Origin of the sequence: Amorphoplanes digitatis (genome assembly GCF_014205335.1) — a bacterium.
GTDB classification, from domain to species: domain Bacteria; phylum Actinomycetota; class Actinomycetes; order Mycobacteriales; family Micromonosporaceae; genus Actinoplanes; species Actinoplanes digitatus.
This window is the reverse complement of sequence record NZ_JACHNH010000001.1, coordinates 8,807,826-8,823,063: the sequence shown is the minus strand read 5'-3', so window position 1 is coordinate 8,823,063 and position 15,238 is coordinate 8,807,826. Positions and strand designations below refer to the sequence as shown.

General features: G+C 69.1%; 17 protein-coding genes and 2 tRNA genes. 11 read left to right on the top strand and 8 right to left on the bottom strand.

Going from position 1 to position 15,238, the window contains the following annotated elements:
- Window positions 1-188 precede the first annotated feature (188 nt).
- The 6 genes from gyrB (at window position 189) to BJ971_RS39075 (ending at window position 6,096) form a co-directional block, all read left to right on the top strand.
- Window positions 189-2,141: a DNA topoisomerase (ATP-hydrolyzing) subunit B gene (gene gyrB / locus BJ971_RS39095; RefSeq protein WP_184998306.1), complete on the top strand. Its 1,953-nt coding sequence runs from the start codon at window positions 189-191 to the stop codon at window positions 2,139-2,141.
- Window positions 2,142-2,277: 136 nt separating this feature from the next.
- Window positions 2,278-4,788, top strand: a complete 2,511-nt coding sequence (gene gyrA, locus BJ971_RS39090; RefSeq protein ID WP_184998305.1) for a DNA gyrase subunit A — start codon at window positions 2,278-2,280, stop codon at window positions 4,786-4,788.
- Between the two features lie 3 nt (window positions 4,789-4,791).
- Window positions 4,792-5,670 carry a DUF3566 domain-containing protein gene (locus BJ971_RS39085; protein ID WP_184998304.1) on the top strand — a complete coding sequence of 293 codons (879 nt, stop codon included), beginning with the start codon at window positions 4,792-4,794 and terminating at the stop codon, window positions 5,668-5,670.
- A gap of 98 nt (window positions 5,671-5,768) precedes the next feature.
- Window positions 5,769-5,845 (top strand) — tRNA-Ile (locus BJ971_RS39080).
- A 37-nt stretch (window positions 5,846-5,882) separates the two neighbouring features.
- Complete coding sequence (locus BJ971_RS40780; RefSeq protein WP_221478940.1) at window positions 5,883-6,011, top strand: DLW-39 family protein; 129 nt, start codon at window positions 5,883-5,885, stop codon at window positions 6,009-6,011.
- A gap of 12 nt (window positions 6,012-6,023) precedes the next feature.
- Window positions 6,024-6,096, top strand: a tRNA-Ala gene (locus BJ971_RS39075).
- Window positions 6,097-6,180: 84 nt separating this feature from the next.
- Here BJ971_RS39075 and BJ971_RS39070 read toward each other — a convergent pair.
- The 4 genes from BJ971_RS39070 to BJ971_RS39055 form a co-directional block, all read right to left on the bottom strand.
- The gene (locus tag BJ971_RS39070) at window positions 6,181-6,735 is read right to left on the bottom strand and encodes a hypothetical protein (RefSeq protein ID WP_184998303.1); all 555 of its coding nucleotides are present in this window, start codon (window positions 6,733-6,735) and stop codon (window positions 6,181-6,183) included.
- Between the two features lie 241 nt (window positions 6,736-6,976).
- The gene (locus BJ971_RS39065; protein WP_184998302.1) at window positions 6,977-7,351 is read right to left on the bottom strand and encodes a YciI family protein; all 375 of its coding nucleotides are present in this window, start codon (window positions 7,349-7,351) and stop codon (window positions 6,977-6,979) included.
- Between the two features lie 117 nt (window positions 7,352-7,468).
- Window positions 7,469-7,921: a bacteriocin immunity protein gene (locus BJ971_RS39060; RefSeq protein WP_184998301.1), complete on the bottom strand. Its 453-nt coding sequence runs from the start codon at window positions 7,919-7,921 to the stop codon at window positions 7,469-7,471.
- Between the two features lie 10 nt (window positions 7,922-7,931).
- Window positions 7,932-8,432, bottom strand: coding sequence for a GNAT family N-acetyltransferase (locus tag BJ971_RS39055; RefSeq protein ID WP_184998300.1), 501 nt, complete (start codon window positions 8,430-8,432; stop codon window positions 7,932-7,934).
- Between the two features lie 231 nt (window positions 8,433-8,663).
- On the opposite strand from BJ971_RS39055, the gene BJ971_RS39050 reads away from it, so the two are divergent.
- The 3 genes from BJ971_RS39050 to BJ971_RS39040 all read left to right on the top strand — a co-directional run bounded on the left by BJ971_RS39050 (window position 8,664) and on the right by BJ971_RS39040 (window position 11,624).
- On the top strand, window positions 8,664-9,842 hold the full coding sequence (locus tag BJ971_RS39050) for a winged helix DNA-binding domain-containing protein (RefSeq protein ID WP_239087789.1): 1,179 nt from the start codon (window positions 8,664-8,666) through the stop codon (window positions 9,840-9,842).
- A 105-nt stretch (window positions 9,843-9,947) separates the two neighbouring features.
- A complete protein-coding gene (locus tag BJ971_RS39045; protein ID WP_184999331.1) occupies window positions 9,948-10,484 on the top strand; it encodes a helix-turn-helix domain-containing protein in 537 nt (178 codons plus the stop codon).
- Window positions 10,485-11,222: 738 nt separating this feature from the next.
- Window positions 11,223-11,624: an NUDIX domain-containing protein gene (locus tag BJ971_RS39040; RefSeq protein ID WP_184998299.1), complete on the top strand. Its 402-nt coding sequence runs from the start codon at window positions 11,223-11,225 to the stop codon at window positions 11,622-11,624.
- A gap of 344 nt (window positions 11,625-11,968) precedes the next feature.
- Here BJ971_RS39040 and BJ971_RS39035 read toward each other — a convergent pair whose 3' ends face one another.
- Both BJ971_RS39035 and BJ971_RS39030 read right to left on the bottom strand, forming a co-directional pair.
- Complete coding sequence (locus tag BJ971_RS39035; protein ID WP_184998298.1) at window positions 11,969-12,454, bottom strand: GNAT family N-acetyltransferase; 486 nt, start codon at window positions 12,452-12,454, stop codon at window positions 11,969-11,971.
- Between the two features lie 107 nt (window positions 12,455-12,561).
- On the bottom strand, window positions 12,562-12,969 hold the full coding sequence (locus tag BJ971_RS39030) for a hypothetical protein (RefSeq protein ID WP_184998297.1): 408 nt from the start codon (window positions 12,967-12,969) through the stop codon (window positions 12,562-12,564).
- Window positions 12,970-13,046: 77 nt separating this feature from the next.
- Between BJ971_RS39030 and BJ971_RS39025 the strand changes: the two genes are divergently transcribed.
- Together BJ971_RS39025 and BJ971_RS39020 are read left to right on the top strand one after the other, a co-directional pair.
- Window positions 13,047-13,619: a YbaK/EbsC family protein gene (locus BJ971_RS39025; RefSeq protein WP_184998296.1), complete on the top strand. Its 573-nt coding sequence runs from the start codon at window positions 13,047-13,049 to the stop codon at window positions 13,617-13,619.
- Window positions 13,616-14,137, top strand: a complete 522-nt coding sequence (locus BJ971_RS39020; RefSeq protein WP_239087788.1) for a GNAT family N-acetyltransferase — start codon at window positions 13,616-13,618, stop codon at window positions 14,135-14,137. Before BJ971_RS39025 ends, BJ971_RS39020 begins: the two co-directional genes overlap by 4 nt.
- 16 nt (window positions 14,138-14,153) lie before the next feature.
- On the opposite strand, the gene BJ971_RS39015 is transcribed toward BJ971_RS39020, so the two are convergent.
- Window positions 14,154-14,795, bottom strand: a complete 642-nt coding sequence (locus tag BJ971_RS39015) for a DsbA family oxidoreductase (RefSeq protein WP_184998295.1) — start codon at window positions 14,793-14,795, stop codon at window positions 14,154-14,156.
- Window positions 14,792-15,229, bottom strand: coding sequence for a SufE family protein (locus BJ971_RS39010; protein WP_184998294.1), 438 nt, complete (start codon window positions 15,227-15,229; stop codon window positions 14,792-14,794). Before BJ971_RS39010 ends, BJ971_RS39015 begins: the two co-directional genes overlap by 4 nt.
- Between the last annotated feature and the right edge of the window lie 9 nt (window positions 15,230-15,238).

The following is a 15,238-nucleotide window of genomic DNA, read 5'->3' as shown; positions in this document are numbered from 1 at the left end:
CGCGATTTTTCCAGCCGATCACGATCCGCGGGCTGACCGCGGCGACCGGCGCGCTTGGTTCCACCGGTGGTCCGCCTGAACTCCGCGGCTCGTCGCCGGCGGTTCGCCCTGCCCGCCGGACGTCGACGACTGCCCGCCAACCCCGTGTCCGGCCCGTGACACGGGACGGTGCGAGAAAGTGGCCGAGGGTGGCAGAGAAGAAGCAGGAATACGGTGCCGAGTCCATCACCGTGCTCGAAGGCCTCGAGGCGGTCCGCAAGCGTCCGGGTATGTACATCGGTTCCACGGGCGAGCGGGGCCTGCACCACCTGGTCTGGGAGGTCGTGGACAACGCCGTCGACGAGGCGCTCGCGGGCCACTGCGACACCATCGACGTCGTCCTGCTGCCGGACGGCGGCGTCTCCGTCACCGACAACGGCCGCGGATTCCCGGTCGACCTGCACCCCAAGCTGAAGAAGCCGGGTGTCGAGGTCGCGCTGACCGTCCTGCACGCGGGCGGCAAGTTCGACGGCAAGGCGTACGCGGTCTCCGGCGGTCTGCACGGCGTCGGCGTCTCCGTGGTGAACGCGCTCTCCACCAGGATGTTCGTGGAGATCCACAAGTCGGGCAACGTCTACCGGCAGCACTACAACGCCTCCAAGCCCGGCCCGCTGGAGAAGGGCGAGGCCACCTCGACGACCGGTTCGAAGGTCCAGTTCTGGCCCGACCCGACGATCTTCGAGACCATCGAGTTCGACTGGCAGACGATCTACCGCCGGATCCAGGAGTACGCGTTCCTCAACAAGGCCCTGACGATCAACCTGGTCGACCAGCGCCCGGAGCACCTGGACGAGGAGGGCAAGGGCCGCGAGGTCACCTTCATGTACGAGAACGGCATCGCCGACTTCGTGCGCCACCTCAACAACACCAAGACGCCGATCCACAAGGCGGTGATCGAGTTCGAGTCCGAGGCCAAGGACCAGGGCATGGCCGTCGAGGTCGCCATGCAGTGGAACGAGTCCTACGGCGAGTCGGTCTACACGTTCGCCAACACGATCAACACCCATGAGGGTGGCACGCACGAGGAGGGCTTCCGGGCCGCGCTGACGAGCATCGTCAACCGCTACGGCGCCGAGAAGAAGTTCCTCAAGAACGACGAGAAGCTCTCCGGCGAGGACATCCGCGAGGGCCTGGCCGCGATCATCTCGGTGAAGCTGGCCAACCCGCAGTTCGAGGGCCAGACGAAGACGAAGCTCGGCAACACGGACATGAAGGGCTTCGTCCAGAAGATCGCCAACGAGCAGATCGCGGACTGGTTCGACCGCAACCCCGCCGACGCGAAGCAGATCATCACGAAGGCCTCGCAGGCCGCCCGGGCGCGCATCGCCGCGCAGCAGGCCCGCAAGCTGGCGCGGCGCAAGTCGCTGCTGGAGTCCGGCTCGATGCCGGGCAAGCTGGCCGACTGCCAGTCGACCGACCCGCGGGTGTCCGAGCTGTTCATCGTCGAGGGCGACTCGGCCGGCGGCTCGGCCAAGCAGGGCCGGGACAGCCAGATCCAGGCCATCCTGCCGATCCGCGGCAAGATCCTGAACGTCGAGAAGGCCCGGATCGACCGGGTGCTGAAGAACAACGAGGTCCAGTCGCTGATCACGGCGCTCGGCACCGGCATCCACGACGACTTCGACATCGCCAAGCTGCGCTACCACAAGGTCGTGCTGATGGCGGACGCCGACGTCGACGGCCAGCACATCCAGACGCTGCTGCTCACCCTGCTGTTCCGCTTCATGCGGCCGCTGGTCGAGCAGGGCCACGTCTACCTGGCCGCCCCGCCGCTCTACAAGATCAAGTGGAACAAGCGCGGCGACGACGCGCAGTACGCCTACTCCGACCGCGAGCGGGACGGCCTGGTCGAGCTGCGCCAGCAGAAGAAGCCGAACGCCAAGCCCGACGACATCCAGCGGTTCAAGGGTCTCGGCGAGATGAACTTCCACGAGCTGTGGGACACGACGATGGACCCGGCGACCCGCACGCTGCGCCAGGTGACCCTCGACGACGCCGCGACCGCGGACGAGCTGTTCAGCGTCCTGATGGGTGAGGACGTGGAGGCACGGCGCTCGTTCATCCAGCGCAACGCCAAGGACGTGCGCTTCCTGGACATCTGACCCTGGTGAGCGGCGTCGGGCGACGCCGCTCACCTCGGGTTATGCACAGCGATACACCGCTTTCCACAGCGTTATCCACAGCGAAATGCGTAGCTCGACGCCGTTTGTCGGGTTCGAACGTCAGTAAGGGTTAACTGTGACGGATACTCCCGAGATCCCCGCCGAGGAACCGCAGGACGAGCCCGGCGGCGGCGTGAGCCAGCGCGTAGAGCCGGTCGGCCTCGAGGTCGAGATGCAGCGCTCGTACCTCGACTACGCGATGAGCGTCATCGTCGGCCGAGCCCTGCCCGACGTGCGCGACGGCCTCAAGCCGGTGCACCGCAAGATCCTCTACGCGATGTACGACGCCGGCTTCCGGCCCGACCGCGGCTACGTCAAGTGCGCACGCGTCGTCGGCGACGTCATGGGTAACTACCACCCGCACGGCGACTCCTCGATCTACGACGCCCTGGTCCGGATGGGTCAGCCGTGGTCGCTGCGCTACCCGCTGATCGACGGCAACGGCAACTTCGGCTCGCCGGGCAACGACCCGCCGGCCGCCATGCGGTACACCGAGTCGAAGCTCTCGCAGCTGGCGATGGACATGCTGCGCGACATCGACGAGGACACCGTCGACATGCAGGACAACTACGACGGCCGGACCAAGGAGCCGTCGATCCTGCCGGCGCGGTTCCCCAACCTGCTCGTCAACGGCTCCGAGGGCATCGCCGTCGGCATGGCCACCAAGATCCCGCCGCACAACCTGCGGGAGATCGCGGCGGCCGTGCAGTGGTACCTGGACCACCCGGAGGCGGACGAGGCCACCACGCTCGAGGCGGTTCTCGAGATCGTCAAGGGACCCGACTTCCCCACCCGGGGCCTGATCGTCGGTCAGCAGGCGATTCAGGACGCCTACCGCACCGGCCGCGGTTCGATCCGGATGCGCGCCGTCGTGGAGGTCGAGGAGGACGCCCGCGGCCGGCCGTGCCTCGTGGTCACCGAGCTGCCGTACCAGGTGAACCCCGACAACCTCGCCGAGCGGGTCGCCGAGCTGGTCAAGGAGGGCAAGCTCACCGGCATCGCGGACATCCGGGACGAGTCGTCCGGGCGTACCGGAATGCGGTTGATCCTGGTCCTCAAGCGCGACGCCGTCGCGAAGGTCGTGCTGAACAACCTGTACAAGCACACGCAGCTACAGGAGACGTTCGGCGCGAACATGCTGGCGCTGGTCGACGGCGTGCCCCGCACGCTGAACCTGGCCCAGTTCATCCGCTACTACGTCGAGCACCAGATCGAGGTCATCCGCCGGCGCACCGCGTACCGGCTGCGCAAGGCCGAGGAGCGCGCGCACATCCTGCGCGGCCTGGTCAAGGCCCTCGACATGCTCGACGAGGTGATCGCCCTGATCCGGCGCTCGCCGACGGTCGAGGACTCGCGCCAGGGCCTGATGCAGCTGCTCGAGGTCGACGAGATCCAGGCCACCGCGATCCTGGACATGCAGCTGCGGCGCCTGGCGGCGCTGGAGCGGCAGAAGATCATCGACGAGCTCGCCAAGATCGAGATTGAGATCGCCGATCTCAAGGACATCCTGGCCAAGCCGGAGCGGCAGCGTGCGATCGTCTCGGACGAGCTCGCCGAGATCGTGGCCCGTTTCGGAGATGACCGAAAGACCCAGATCATCCCGTTCGATGGTGAGGTCTCCATGGAGGACCTCATCACGCGCGAGGACGTTGTGGTGACCATCACACGTACCGGTTACGCGAAGCGCACGAAGGTCGATCTGTACCGGTCGCAGCGGCGCGGCGGCAAGGGCGTGAGCGGGGCATCCCTGCGCCAGGACGACATCGTCAGCCACTTCTTCGTCATCTCGACGCACTCCTGGATCTTGTTCTTTACGAACAAGGGACGGGTCTACCGGGCCAAGGCGTACGAGCTGCCCGAGGCGAACCGGGTAGCGAAGGGCCAGCATGTCGCCAACCTGCTCGCCTTCCTGCCGGACGAGCACATCGCCCAGGTCATCCAGATCCCGAACTACCAGGTCGAGCCCTACCTTGTGCTCGCAACCAAGAATGGTCTTGTGAAGAAGACCCGCCTCGAAGAATTTGACTCCAACCGCAGCGGTGGCATCATCGCCATCAACCTGCGGGAGGATGACGAGTTGGTGGGAGCCACACTGGCCGCGCCGGACAATGACCTGCTCCTGGTCTCGAAGCAGGCGCAGGCCATCCGGTTCAACGCCACCGACGAGGCACTGCGCCCGATGGGGCGCGCGACCTCCGGTGTCATCGGCATGCGCTTCAGCGAGGACGACCAGCTCCTGGCGATGGAGGTGGTTCGTGAAGGCCTGGACGTTTTGGTCGCCACCAACGGCGGGTATGCGAAACGGACGCCGATCGAGGAGTATCCGGTGCAGGGCCGGGGCGGCAAGGGCGTGCTGACTGCCAAGATCACGGAGCGTCGTGGTGGGTTGGTCGGAGCGCTCGTGATCGACCCGGAGGATGAACTATTTGCCATCACCAGCAATGGTGGTGTCATCCGGACTCCCGTGAAGCCTGTACGGCGCACGCGGGATCGGAACACAATGGGGGTCAAGCTGATGGACCTCCCAGAAGGTGTAACCATCGTGGCGCTTGCTCGCAATGCCGACGAGCCTGACGAACAGGACTAGTTGATGCCGGAGACACAGGCGAAGTCGGGGGGCCCGGGATCCTCGGCAACTCCGGTCGAAGAGGGGTCGAAGACGGACGGCACCCCCTCGGCCGGCCGCGAGCCCGCCGGGCGGGCGGCGGTACCCGCCGATGCCCCGACCCAACCGAAGTTCACCCGTGCGCCGGGCATGACCCCGCCGCCCGGTGAGCCGACCGCGGAAAGCGACGCGCAGACCGAGCCGAAGCGCCCCGCAGGCCCCTCGGTGGCGAAGGGTTCCGCCTCCGTGCCGATCGTCACGAAGGGCACGAGTGGCGCGACTGCCACGCCGGGCCAGGCGGCACAGCCCGGGCGCCCGGGTGTCATACCGTCGGCCAAGCCCGGCGCGGGCCCTCAGCGTGCCGGTGAGGTCCCCAAGCGGCCCGCCGCCGCCACGGCCGCGAGCGGCTCGGCGGCAGTCGGTGCCGCACGAGTGTCGGAGGCCGTCCGGTCTGCCCGCTCGGCGGTCAGCTCGGCCGCGGCCCGCGGCCCGCGCCGCGCCCGGCTGAACCTCAAGCGGATCGACCCCTGGTCCGTGATGAAGTTCGCCTTCGCCGTGTCGGTGGTCCTGTTCATCGTCGTGGTCGTCGCCACGTCGGTGCTCTACCTGTCGCTGGACGCCATGGGCGTCTGGCAGGAGGTCAACACCAGCCTCCAGAGCCTGGTGAACGCGAGCGGCGGCACCGACGGCGCGGCCGACGGCGGCTTCCGCATCACGGCCTGGGGCGTCATCGGCACCTCGATGCTGATCGGCGCGGTCAATGTGGTGCTCTTCACCGCGCTGGCCACGCTGGGCGCCTTCATCTACAACGTCTGCGCGGACCTGGTCGGCGGCATCGAGCTGACGCTCGCCGAGCGCGACTGACCCCGCGACTCCCGGTTGCGGCCGCCGTGCCAGACACGGCGGCCGCCCCCAATTTGGGGGACCGAGACGGGATACGGTAATCTTCGTGTCGCTGTCACGGGGCTATAGCTCAGTCGGTTAGAGCGCAGAGCTGATAACTCTGAGGTCGCTGGTTCGATTCCAGCTAGCCCCACCACGCACATCCTCCGCCGCAGATCTGAGGGGATCCAGACATGCTGAAGAAGCTCCTGATCCTTACCGCGGTTGTCGGCGCGGCCGCCCTGATCGTCAAGAAGGTCAAGGCGTCCAGCGACGAGCGCGCCCTGTGGCACGAGGCGACCACGTCGCCTGATCTGCGCTAGCACTACCCACCGGGGGCCCTAGCTCAACTGGCAGAGCACCGCCTTTGCAAGGCGGGGGTTAGGGGTTCAAGTCCCCTGGGCTCCACTTTATATGGCCTCTGAGCAGGCCGAACGCAGCTCCAAGATCGCCGGGCCCAGGTCACCACCGGCCCTCGGCTGGCTGGGTTGTTCAGGCCCGAGTCCAGGTGCGGGTGGTCGTGTACTTGACGTTGCCGAGCTTGTCGTACGCGCGGACCCGGACCTTCATCGTCTTCTTCTGCGATTTGGTCTTGAACGCCAGGACGTAGCCGGCCACGATGCAGGCGGCTACCTTGATTGAGGTGTTTTCGTAGGCCAGCTTGCCGTCGACGAAGATCCGGCAGGTCGCCTTGTTGTCGTCGTCGGGGACGACCAGGAGGGTGGTCCGTTCGTCGGTCCGGTCCGCGGTTTCGGGGACTGTCATCGACCACGGTGTTCCGACGTGGGTCTTGAACTCCTTCAGGTAGTCGGTGTCGTCCTCGTCGAATCCGATGGCCCAGCTGATCGAATATGCCGTGCCGCTGTCTGTCTCCGCCTCGAAACGGATACCCCGATTGGTGTCCGTGCTGTCACCGCGGACGGCGAAGACGATTGCTGATCCGGCCAGGATGAGAACCGTCAGGCCTGCGGCGAGGTAGAGCGCCGGCCAGAATCGGCGGGGTCGGGGTTCGGTGGGGAGGCTGTTGGCGCCGCCAAGAGCGACCATCGCGGCAGCCTAGAGTATCGGCGATCTATGCCTGCGGTCTGAGATGGAGGGCTTTCCTCGATCGGGTCACGGCCGTGGTCTGGGATGGCGGGTCTTTCTCGGTCGGGTCACGGCGGTGGTCTGGGATGGCGGGTCTTTCTCGGTCGGGTTATGGCGGTGGTCTGGGATGGCGGTGAGAACGCCGCCATAGCGCGCACCGGGCAGTCCGGCCACTCCTTCTCGGTCGGGTGTCGCTGGGATGTCATCGTGGGGTGTCCGCCTCGCGGAGGATTGCGTCCAGTTCGGGGTCGGGGCCGAGTTGGCGGACCTCTTGCACGCAGCGGCAGGCTTCGGCGAACTTGGCGGCCCAGGTCAGCGCTTCCTTGTGCGTGGGCACGTCGACGACCGCGAGTCCGCCGATGACCTCCTTGGACTCCGGGTAAGGGCCGTCGGTGACCATCCCGTCCGGGGCCACGATGCTTGCCCTCTGGCGCTCGAGTCCGCCGCCGAACACCCACACGCCAGCGTCCATGGCCTCCTGGGCCACCGCCTGCGCGGCCTTGCCTACGTCGGGAATCTCCGCGCTGGGGATGTGGTCCATCGCGCCTTCACTGAACGAAATCAGGTACTGCGTCATCTCATGGCTCCCTTGTCACGGCGGCCTTGATCTGCCGCCTCTCGCCTGTTCTACGAACAACTCGCCGCGGATCCGACGCTATGCCAGAGGAATTCTTGCCAGTTGGCGACGCCGTGGTCAGAGTGTGATGGATTGGTAACTCAAGGCTGTGTCGACGATGCGTTCCGGTGGTGCGTCCACCAGGTCGGGCGGCGGCCGGAAGATCAGGTCTCCTACCCGGGGGTGCGGAACGTTTGTCGTCAGCAGGAGGAGGTAGTAGTCCGAGGCGTCTTCGGCGGCGAGGATCCGGCGAACGATCTCGACCAGTTCGTCGCGGGTGATGTCGGGGACCTTCGGCCGCGAAGGGCGGGCCGCTTCGAGTGCGAAATCCTCGACGTCGCGAGATTCCCAGTACGTGAGGAAGTGTTCCGCGTTGTAGGAGTGGCCGGTGTCGGCGTTGAAGGTGGCGATCGCGGCATCAGCCGGTTCGCCGCATTCGAGCAGCTGGGCGATGTCCTCGATGGCAGCACGAAGCTGCGCGACGCGCTCGGATGAAACGGCCGGCGGGCAGAGTTCGGGGCGCAGCTCCATCAGGCCATTGTCAGAGCCCTGACCGAGTGGGGGTAAGTGCGCGGACATGCCGCAGACCGGGTTGCCCGGCGAGCAGCACCTCGCCGACCGCGGTGAAGCCGGTGCGCCGAAGCACGCCGAGCGAGCCCGCGTTGTCCAGCGCGGCCCGGGCGACCAGGGTGTGCAGGCCGTAGTCGTCGGCGGCCAGTTCGATGACCCGGCGAACGCCGTCGGTAGCCACGCCACGACCGGTCGCGTGCTCGGCCACCCGGAAGCCCAGCTCGGCGGTGCCGTCGGCGACGTCGACGAGGTTGAAGCGGCCCAGCACCGCGCCGTGCCCGTCGACCAGGACGTGTAGGTGGATCAGACCGGTGGCCTGCTCCGCGAGCAGGTCCGCGTGGCGCGCGGCGAAGCCGGCGAAGTAGTCGTCGCCCCGGTCCGGCACAGTGCGCGCGAAGAACGCCCGGTTCTCCCGCTCGAAACGCAGCAGCGCGGCGGCGTGCCGCTCGTGGAGTCGCTCGAGGCTGGTCATCGGGCGACCCTAGAGGGGCGGCCTTGGTGGGTGGCCTTGGTGGGTGGCCTTGGTGGGTGGCGCTGGTGGGTGGCGCTGGTGGGCGGCGCTGGTGGGCGGCCCTAATGGTGGCCTTGGGGGTGGCCTTGGAGGGCGGCCCTAAAGGCGGCTCTGGAGGGCGGCTCTGGAGGGCGGCCGCGGCGCGGGTCGATCGCGGACGCGTACACCCGCCTGCGGCGTACGGTGACGAAGGTGCGGTTGACCTGGGATGACGTGTCCAGTCGGCGGCTGGCGCGGCATCACCTCACGGACGGCGACCGGGCTGGCGATCCGGCCGCGGCCGCTGCTGGCGCGCTCGGGATCCATGCGCAGGTCATGTCCGCGGCCGAGGTGTCGATCGGGATCCGGACCGGCGGCGTGACCCGCGCCGGCGTCCGCGACGCGCTCTGGGCGGCGGCATCCGAGCCGCCTGCCGCCGAATGTTCATTGATCAAGTCGCGGGGTCCACGTGGGACGGTGCATCTGCTGGCCGCAGCGGATCTCCCGATGTGGACGGGGGCGCTCCAGGCCGTGCCGGCCGGCGCGAGCCCGTTCGCGCCCGGGGTGCGGATGACCGGAACGCAGACGGACCAGGTCGTTGCCGCGATCTCCGACGCTGTCGCGGTGGCGGACGCCCCGTTGACCGTCGATGAGTTGACCGCGGCGATCGTGGTGCGTGCCGGGCCCTGGGCCGGAGAGCGCGTCATGCCGGCATTTCAGGATCTGTGGCCGCGCTGGCGGCAGGCGGAGGCCGCGGCGATGAACCGCGGCGCCATGTGTTTCGGGCCGGACCGCGCGCGCCGGGCCACCTATATGAGTCCCGCGCGCCGGATTGCCGGCTTTCGGCCGGCGCCCGTCGACGAGGCGCTCGCGACGCTGGTCACCCGGTATCTACGGACATACGGGCCGGCGACCCCGGCACATTTCGCGCGCTGGCTGGGCGCCTCGCCCGCCTGGGCGGCGGGGCTCTTCACCCGCTTCGCGGGTCTCATCGAGCCGGTCGACTTCGACGGCGTCGAGGCCTGGGTCGCCCTGGGCGACACCACGTTCGAGGGCCGACGGTACGGCGGGCTGCGGCTGTTGCCGTACTTCGACGCGTACCTGATCGGGTGTTCTCCGCGGGCGACCCTGTTTCCCGGGCGGGCGGGTGAGCGGGCGTTGACCAACGGTCAGGCGGGTAACGTGCCGGCGCTGCTGGTCGACGGGGTCGTCGCGGGTGTCTGGCATCAGCGCAGGTCGGGGCGCCGGATCGCGGTGACGGTCGAGCCGTTCGTCCCGCTGGGCGCGCGGCTGCTGCGGCTGCTGGACGCCGAGGTCGACCGGATCGCCGAGATCCTGGAGGGCCGGGCGGAGCTGACCGTCGGACCCGTCACCGTGGGTCCGCACGCGTGAGTGGCGGCCCGGCCGGGTGATCTCCGCTAGGCCATGATGAAAGAGTCAAGAGCCGTTCGGTTGTTGCGTCGGCCTTCGGCGGAACGCCAATATCCACGTGTGACGATGCGCAACCGAGAGCTGCTGACGACCGGCGAGGCCGCTGTGTTGTTGCGCTCGTCGCGGGCGCATGTCGCCGATCTCTGTCTGCGCGGGCTACTTCCGTACGTGACGATCGAACGGCAGCGGCGCATCCGGCGCAGCGACGTCGAGGCGCTGATCCGTCCGAAAATGAACAGGGAGCAGCAGGAGAAGCTGTGGCTGCACCGAGCGGTCGCGGGCCGGCTGGTCCGGGACCCGCGCGCGGTGATGGCGGCGGCCGAGATCAACCTGCGGCGACTGCGGCGGATGCATCCGGAGGGCCGGGCCTGGGAGTGGCTCGACCGTTGGGATGCTGTGCTCGACGAGGGGGTCGAGGCGGTGCTGGAGGCGCTCACGTCGTCCGCCGCCTTCGCGGTTGATCTACGGGAGACCTCGCCGTTCGCGGGGATTCTTCCGGAGAAGGAGCGCGTGGCGGTGTTGGCTGCACTCGCTGACAGCCGGCGCGACCGCGCGCGCCCGATGCGCCCGGAAAGTTTCGAGCGGGTGCTGCGCAGCGTCTAGGGATGTCTCCCGGAGCATGACGGCCCACGGCGGGCCGAGCATCCGTCTCGCTAGGGCCCGGCCTGTGGCGGGTCAGAGTCGCGTTGCTGGGCCGGCCCGTGGTGGGTCGAGCGTCCGGGTTGCTGGGCCCGGCCTGTGTCGGGTCGAGCGTCCGGGTTGCTGGGCCGGGCGTGTGGCGGGCTGAGCGTTCGTCTCGGTGGGCCCGGCCCGTGGCGGGTCAGAGTCGCGTTGCTGGGCCGGCCTGTGGTGGTGGAGTGCCCGGGATGTTGGGCCCGGCCTGTGGCGGGTCGAGTGTCCGGGTTGTTGGGCCGGGCGTGTGGTGGGTCGAGCGTTCGTCTCGGTGGGCCCGGCCTGTGGCGGGTCAGCATTCGCGTTGCTCGGTCGGAGTGTGGCGGGCCCAGCTTTCCTCTCGGCCGGCTGGAAGGGTGGCGGGCGGCGTGTTCCAGCCGGTGCTCGATGTGCGTTAGCGAGGCGGACCGGTTGAGGGATACGACCGGTATTCGCACTTTCGCTGGCGGGTGCGGGACGAAACTTGGGCCTGGTCTCGGTGATGCGTTGTTCTATGGAACGGCTCCTCGTGGCGTCGTAGGCGGCGGCTGGGAGCGCGGCTCGGGTAGTGAGGTTCTGCCTTCGTACTCGCGGTCGTCGGGTTCGTGTTGCTTGCCGTTCTGTTTCGCCTCTTGGCGTCGTGGGTTCCCCGTGACCTTGCAGACACGGTCAGGCAGCTAGCCTTCATTCGTGAGTGGACGGAAGCGAGCCGCGGCCATCATCGTGCGGGACGGCCGGGTATTGATGGTGCACGAGCGGAGCCTGCGCGACGGCAACCGTGAATGGTGGACGCTGCCCGGCGGCGGTATCGACCCTGGCGAGACGCCGGAGGACGCGGTCCGGCGCGAGGTGCTCGAGGAGGTCGGCCTGGTGGTGAAGGAGGCCCGCTTCGTGCTGGACACCCCGTACCCGTCGGGGATGACCTCGGTGTTCGCGGTGACGGTGGCCGACGGGGAGCCGCAGCTCGGGCCGCACGTCGGCGGGCCGCTGCCGGTCGGCCTCGCCTGGGTGCCGCTGCCCGAGGTGAGCCCGGACGGGCCGGGCATCCCGATCCCACCGATGATCTTCGCGTTGCCGCAGGTCGAGGGCTGACGGTCGGCTCTCGGATCATGACGGCCTGCGGCGCGGGCTGGACGGACGGACGGACGGACGGACGGACGGACGGACGGACGGACGGATACACCACCGCAAGTGCGGATCTTCTTCACGGCGACGACGGTGGGTGTGCTGTCGCCGACGAGGTCCATGTCCCGAGCCGTCCCGCGCCGGGCCGCAGGCCAGCGGCCGGGCTCACGGCAGGTCGCGGCCCAAGAGCCGGGATTTGCTGGCCGAGCCGCTGTCGACTGGCCGAGCCGCTGTCGAAGAGCGCTCGCCGGGGTGGTGACGCCGCGCTCGGCGCACCAGGTGACGGTGTCCGCGAGAACGACGCAGCGTGCTCAGGCGGTACCGGGCAGGTGGAGGCGCATGGCCGGATCCGGCGTGCGGACGAAACCGAGCGATCGGTAGAGCGGTTCCGCCGCTGGCGTGGCGCGCAGATCGACGGTGACGATGCCCTGGCTCCGGTACCAGTTCAGCAGGGCCGTGGTGCAGCTCCGGGAGTAGCCGAGGCGGCGGTGGGCGGGGTCGGTGGCGACGTTGAAGACGTAGCCGGTCAGGCCGCTGGGGTTGCCCGGCCCGCCGAGGCGCGCCTCCACGGTGCCGACCGCGCAGGCGGCGAGCCTGCCCGGGGTGTCCGGCTGTGTGACGACAAAGGCCGCGAGGGTCGGTTCGGCCTCGGCCAGCCGTCTTTCCAGGGTTCCCTGTGCGTACTCGCGCCATGGACCGTCATCGGGCTCGCGGCCCTGCATCGCAGCGATCATCACGCCGCGAAGCCGGACCAGTTCCGCAGCGTCGGCTGCGGTGGCTCTACGGGCGCTGATCATCGGCCGATGATATGAGCGGCCGGCCAACCGGCGAGAAGGACACGGGCCGGCGCCGCTAAGGCGACCCGGCGATGAAACAAGACCCGATCCCGGCGATGAAACACGCCTCAGCGCCCCGCGGCCTCTTCGCTTGTCGGTGTGGTTATCGCCCGGCGGCGCTCGCGGACGAAGTAAACGCAGCTCACGGCGTACCCGATGGTCAGGATCAGGCCGACGGCCCGGATCGGTGGCGCGGCCACGGGCAGGACCGTCGCGGTCAGCGCGCCCACCGCGAAAACGGCGAGCAACACCGAGTTGACGGTGTCCTGGACCGCCCAGCCGCCCGCCGATCGGCGCCGCGCCTGGCGCCGGATCTCCGTCAGCAGCGCGTGGCCCATCACGACCGCCAGCAGCCCGAGCAGGGTGGAAGAGAAGATCGTATGGGTGTCGCCGGCTACCGCGGCCATGGCCGTGCCGCCCGCCAGCAGGGCGAGGCCGCTGACCGTGCCCACCCGCGCGCTGCGTCTCTCCTCCATCCAATCAATGTCGGCAGGATCACACCAAAACTGAGCGCTGGTGAATTGGCTGGCCGGTGGGCGGGCGCTCGGGGAGGATGTCGGGCGTGCTCGGAACCCTGAAGCTCGAACCCGCGACCTCTCGCCCCGATCTGCTCGCCGCGCCGGTCACGGCGGCTCTCGAGGCGTGGCCCACTCCCGCGCTGACCGATCGCGATCAGGTGATGGTCGCGCCGATCGACCCCGGCCTGGCCGACACGGCCGCCTTCTGCGACGCGTACGGCGTGCGCCTCGAGGAGTCGGCGAACTGCGTGATCGTCGCCGGGCGCCGCGGCGAGGTCACCAGGTACGCGGCCTGCGTCATCCTGGCGACGACCCGCGCCGACGTGAACGGGATCGTGCGCCGCCTCCTCGACTCCCGGAAGGCCAGCTTCGCGCCCATGGACGACGCGGTACGGCTGACCGGCATGGAGTACGGCGGAATCACCCCGATCGGAGTCCCGTCGTCGTGGCCCGTGCTCGTCGACGCCCGGGTGGTCGCGACGCCGCACGTGATCATCGGGTCCGGGGTCCGGCACAGCAAGATCGCCATCCCGGGTGCGGCGCTGGCCGCGCTGCCGGGCGCCGAGGTCATCGAGGGCCTGGCCCGCGAGGTCGGCGCCGAGGCGTGAACGACATCCGGCCCACCCGGTACGACGATCTGACCGTCATCCAGCAGATCGAGCTGGCGGCCGGCGAGCTCTTCCACGACGTCGGGATGTCGGACATCGCCGAGCATCCGGTACCCACCACCGAGGCCCTTGCCGAGTTCGTGCGGGCCGGGCGCAGCTGGGTCGTCGTCGACGAGACGGACACTCCGATCGCGTTCGTCCTGGTCATGTCGGTCGACGGGCTTGCGCACATCGAGCAGATCAGCGTGCGGCCCGAGCACGCGCGCCGCGGCGTCGGCCGCAGGCTGATCGACCACGTCGACGCGTGGGCGGCCGGGCAGGGAATCGGCGCGCTGACCCTGACCACGTTCCGGGGCGTGCCGTGGAACGGGCCGTACTACGAGCGGATCGGCTTTGTCACGCTAGAGCCCGGTGAGCGCGGGCCCGAGCTGACGCGGCTGATGGCCGAGGAGGCCGCGCACGGGCTGGACCCCGCGCAGCGGATCGCCATGCGGCGGGACAATCGCGCCCGTCGATGAGGTTTCACGTGGAACCTCATCGAGGGGTGTCGACGGCCTCTCGGCGGGCGATCTCGTCGAAGGCGGTGCGCAGCACGGCCGGCTCCTGTGCGCCCTGAATCGCGAACTTCCGGTCGACCACGAACGTCGGCACGCTGGTGATGCCGAGCTGGCGCGCCTCGGCCAGGTCGGCGTTCACGGCGTCGGTGCCGGCGGGGGTCGCCAGGTAGGCGTGCGCGGCCTGCCCGTCGAGGCCGATCGAGTCGGCGAGCCGGGCCAGTTCGGTGTGCGAGCCCAGGTCGACGCCGTCGGTGAAGTGCGCCCGTTGCAGCGCCTCGATCATGCTGAGCTGTAGCTCCTGGGTGGCGGCCCAGGCGATCAGGCGATGGGCGTCGAAGGTGTTGGCGGCGATCGCCTTGTCGAAGTTCATGGTCAGCCCGTCCGCCGCGGCGATCGCGGTGACGTGGGCGAACATCCGGTCGGCCTGCTCCCGGCCGCCGAACTTCGCCTCAAGGGCCTGCCTGATCGGCACCGGGTGCGGTATCGGTGCGGGATCGAGCTGGTACGCCCGGAAGGTCATCGTCGCGTCGCCGCCGAAGTCCCGCAGCGCGGTCTCCAGGCGGCGCTTGCCGATGTAGCACCACGGGCAGATGACGTCGGACCAGACCTCGACGTTCACGGCTTCGCGTCCTCCTGCTCACGGATCTGGCGCTTGAGCCTGCCGAGGATCGCGGTGCCGCCGCGGATGCGCAGCGGGCTGATCGCTGTTGCCAGGCCCATCCGGTTGTAGAGGTCGTCGGGCACGGCCAGGATCGCGCCGGCCGACGCGCCTTCGAGCCCCTCGGCGAGGATGCCGGCGAACGCGCGGGTCGTCGGCGCCTCGAGCGGGCAGTCGAACCAGGTCTGCACCGTGTCGTCCGGCCGCACCTCGGCGCGCAGGAAGAACTGCGTCTGGCACTCCGGCACCTGCTCCATGCCCTCGTGGCCCTTGAGCTCGTCGGGCAGGGGTGGCACGGCGTCGGAGAACTCGAGCAGCATCTCCAGCACGACGTCGCGCGGCGCGGAGGCGAAGTCGTCGACGATCTCGGCCAGCTTGGGCGGCATGTCGCTCACGTCCCGACC

What these genes read in the sequence shown, in the direction of transcription:
- BJ971_RS39085 (WP_184998304.1), top strand. Translation starts at nt 4,792, where the DNA reads ATGCCGGAGACACAGGCGAAGTCGGGGGGCCCGGGATCCTCGGCAACT.
- BJ971_RS40780 (WP_221478940.1), top strand. Translation starts at nt 5,883, where the DNA reads ATGCTGAAGAAGCTCCTGATCCTTACCGCGGTTGTCGGCGCGGCCGCC.
- BJ971_RS39070 (WP_184998303.1), bottom strand. Translation starts at nt 6,735, where the DNA reads ATGGTCGCTCTTGGCGGCGCCAACAGCCTCCCCACCGAACCCCGACCC.
- BJ971_RS39065 (WP_184998302.1), bottom strand. Translation starts at nt 7,351, where the DNA reads ATGACGCAGTACCTGATTTCGTTCAGTGAAGGCGCGATGGACCACATC.
- BJ971_RS39060 (WP_184998301.1), bottom strand. Translation starts at nt 7,921, where the DNA reads ATGGAGCTGCGCCCCGAACTCTGCCCGCCGGCCGTTTCATCCGAGCGC.
- BJ971_RS39055 (WP_184998300.1), bottom strand. Translation starts at nt 8,432, where the DNA reads ATGACCAGCCTCGAGCGACTCCACGAGCGGCACGCCGCCGCGCTGCTG.
- BJ971_RS39045 (WP_184999331.1), top strand. Translation starts at nt 9,948, where the DNA reads ATGCGCAACCGAGAGCTGCTGACGACCGGCGAGGCCGCTGTGTTGTTG.
- BJ971_RS39035 (WP_184998298.1), bottom strand. Translation starts at nt 12,454, where the DNA reads ATGATCAGCGCCCGTAGAGCCACCGCAGCCGACGCTGCGGAACTGGTC.
- BJ971_RS39030 (WP_184998297.1), bottom strand. Translation starts at nt 12,969, where the DNA reads ATGGAGGAGAGACGCAGCGCGCGGGTGGGCACGGTCAGCGGCCTCGCC.
- BJ971_RS39025 (WP_184998296.1), top strand. Translation starts at nt 13,047, where the DNA reads ATGTCGGGCGTGCTCGGAACCCTGAAGCTCGAACCCGCGACCTCTCGC.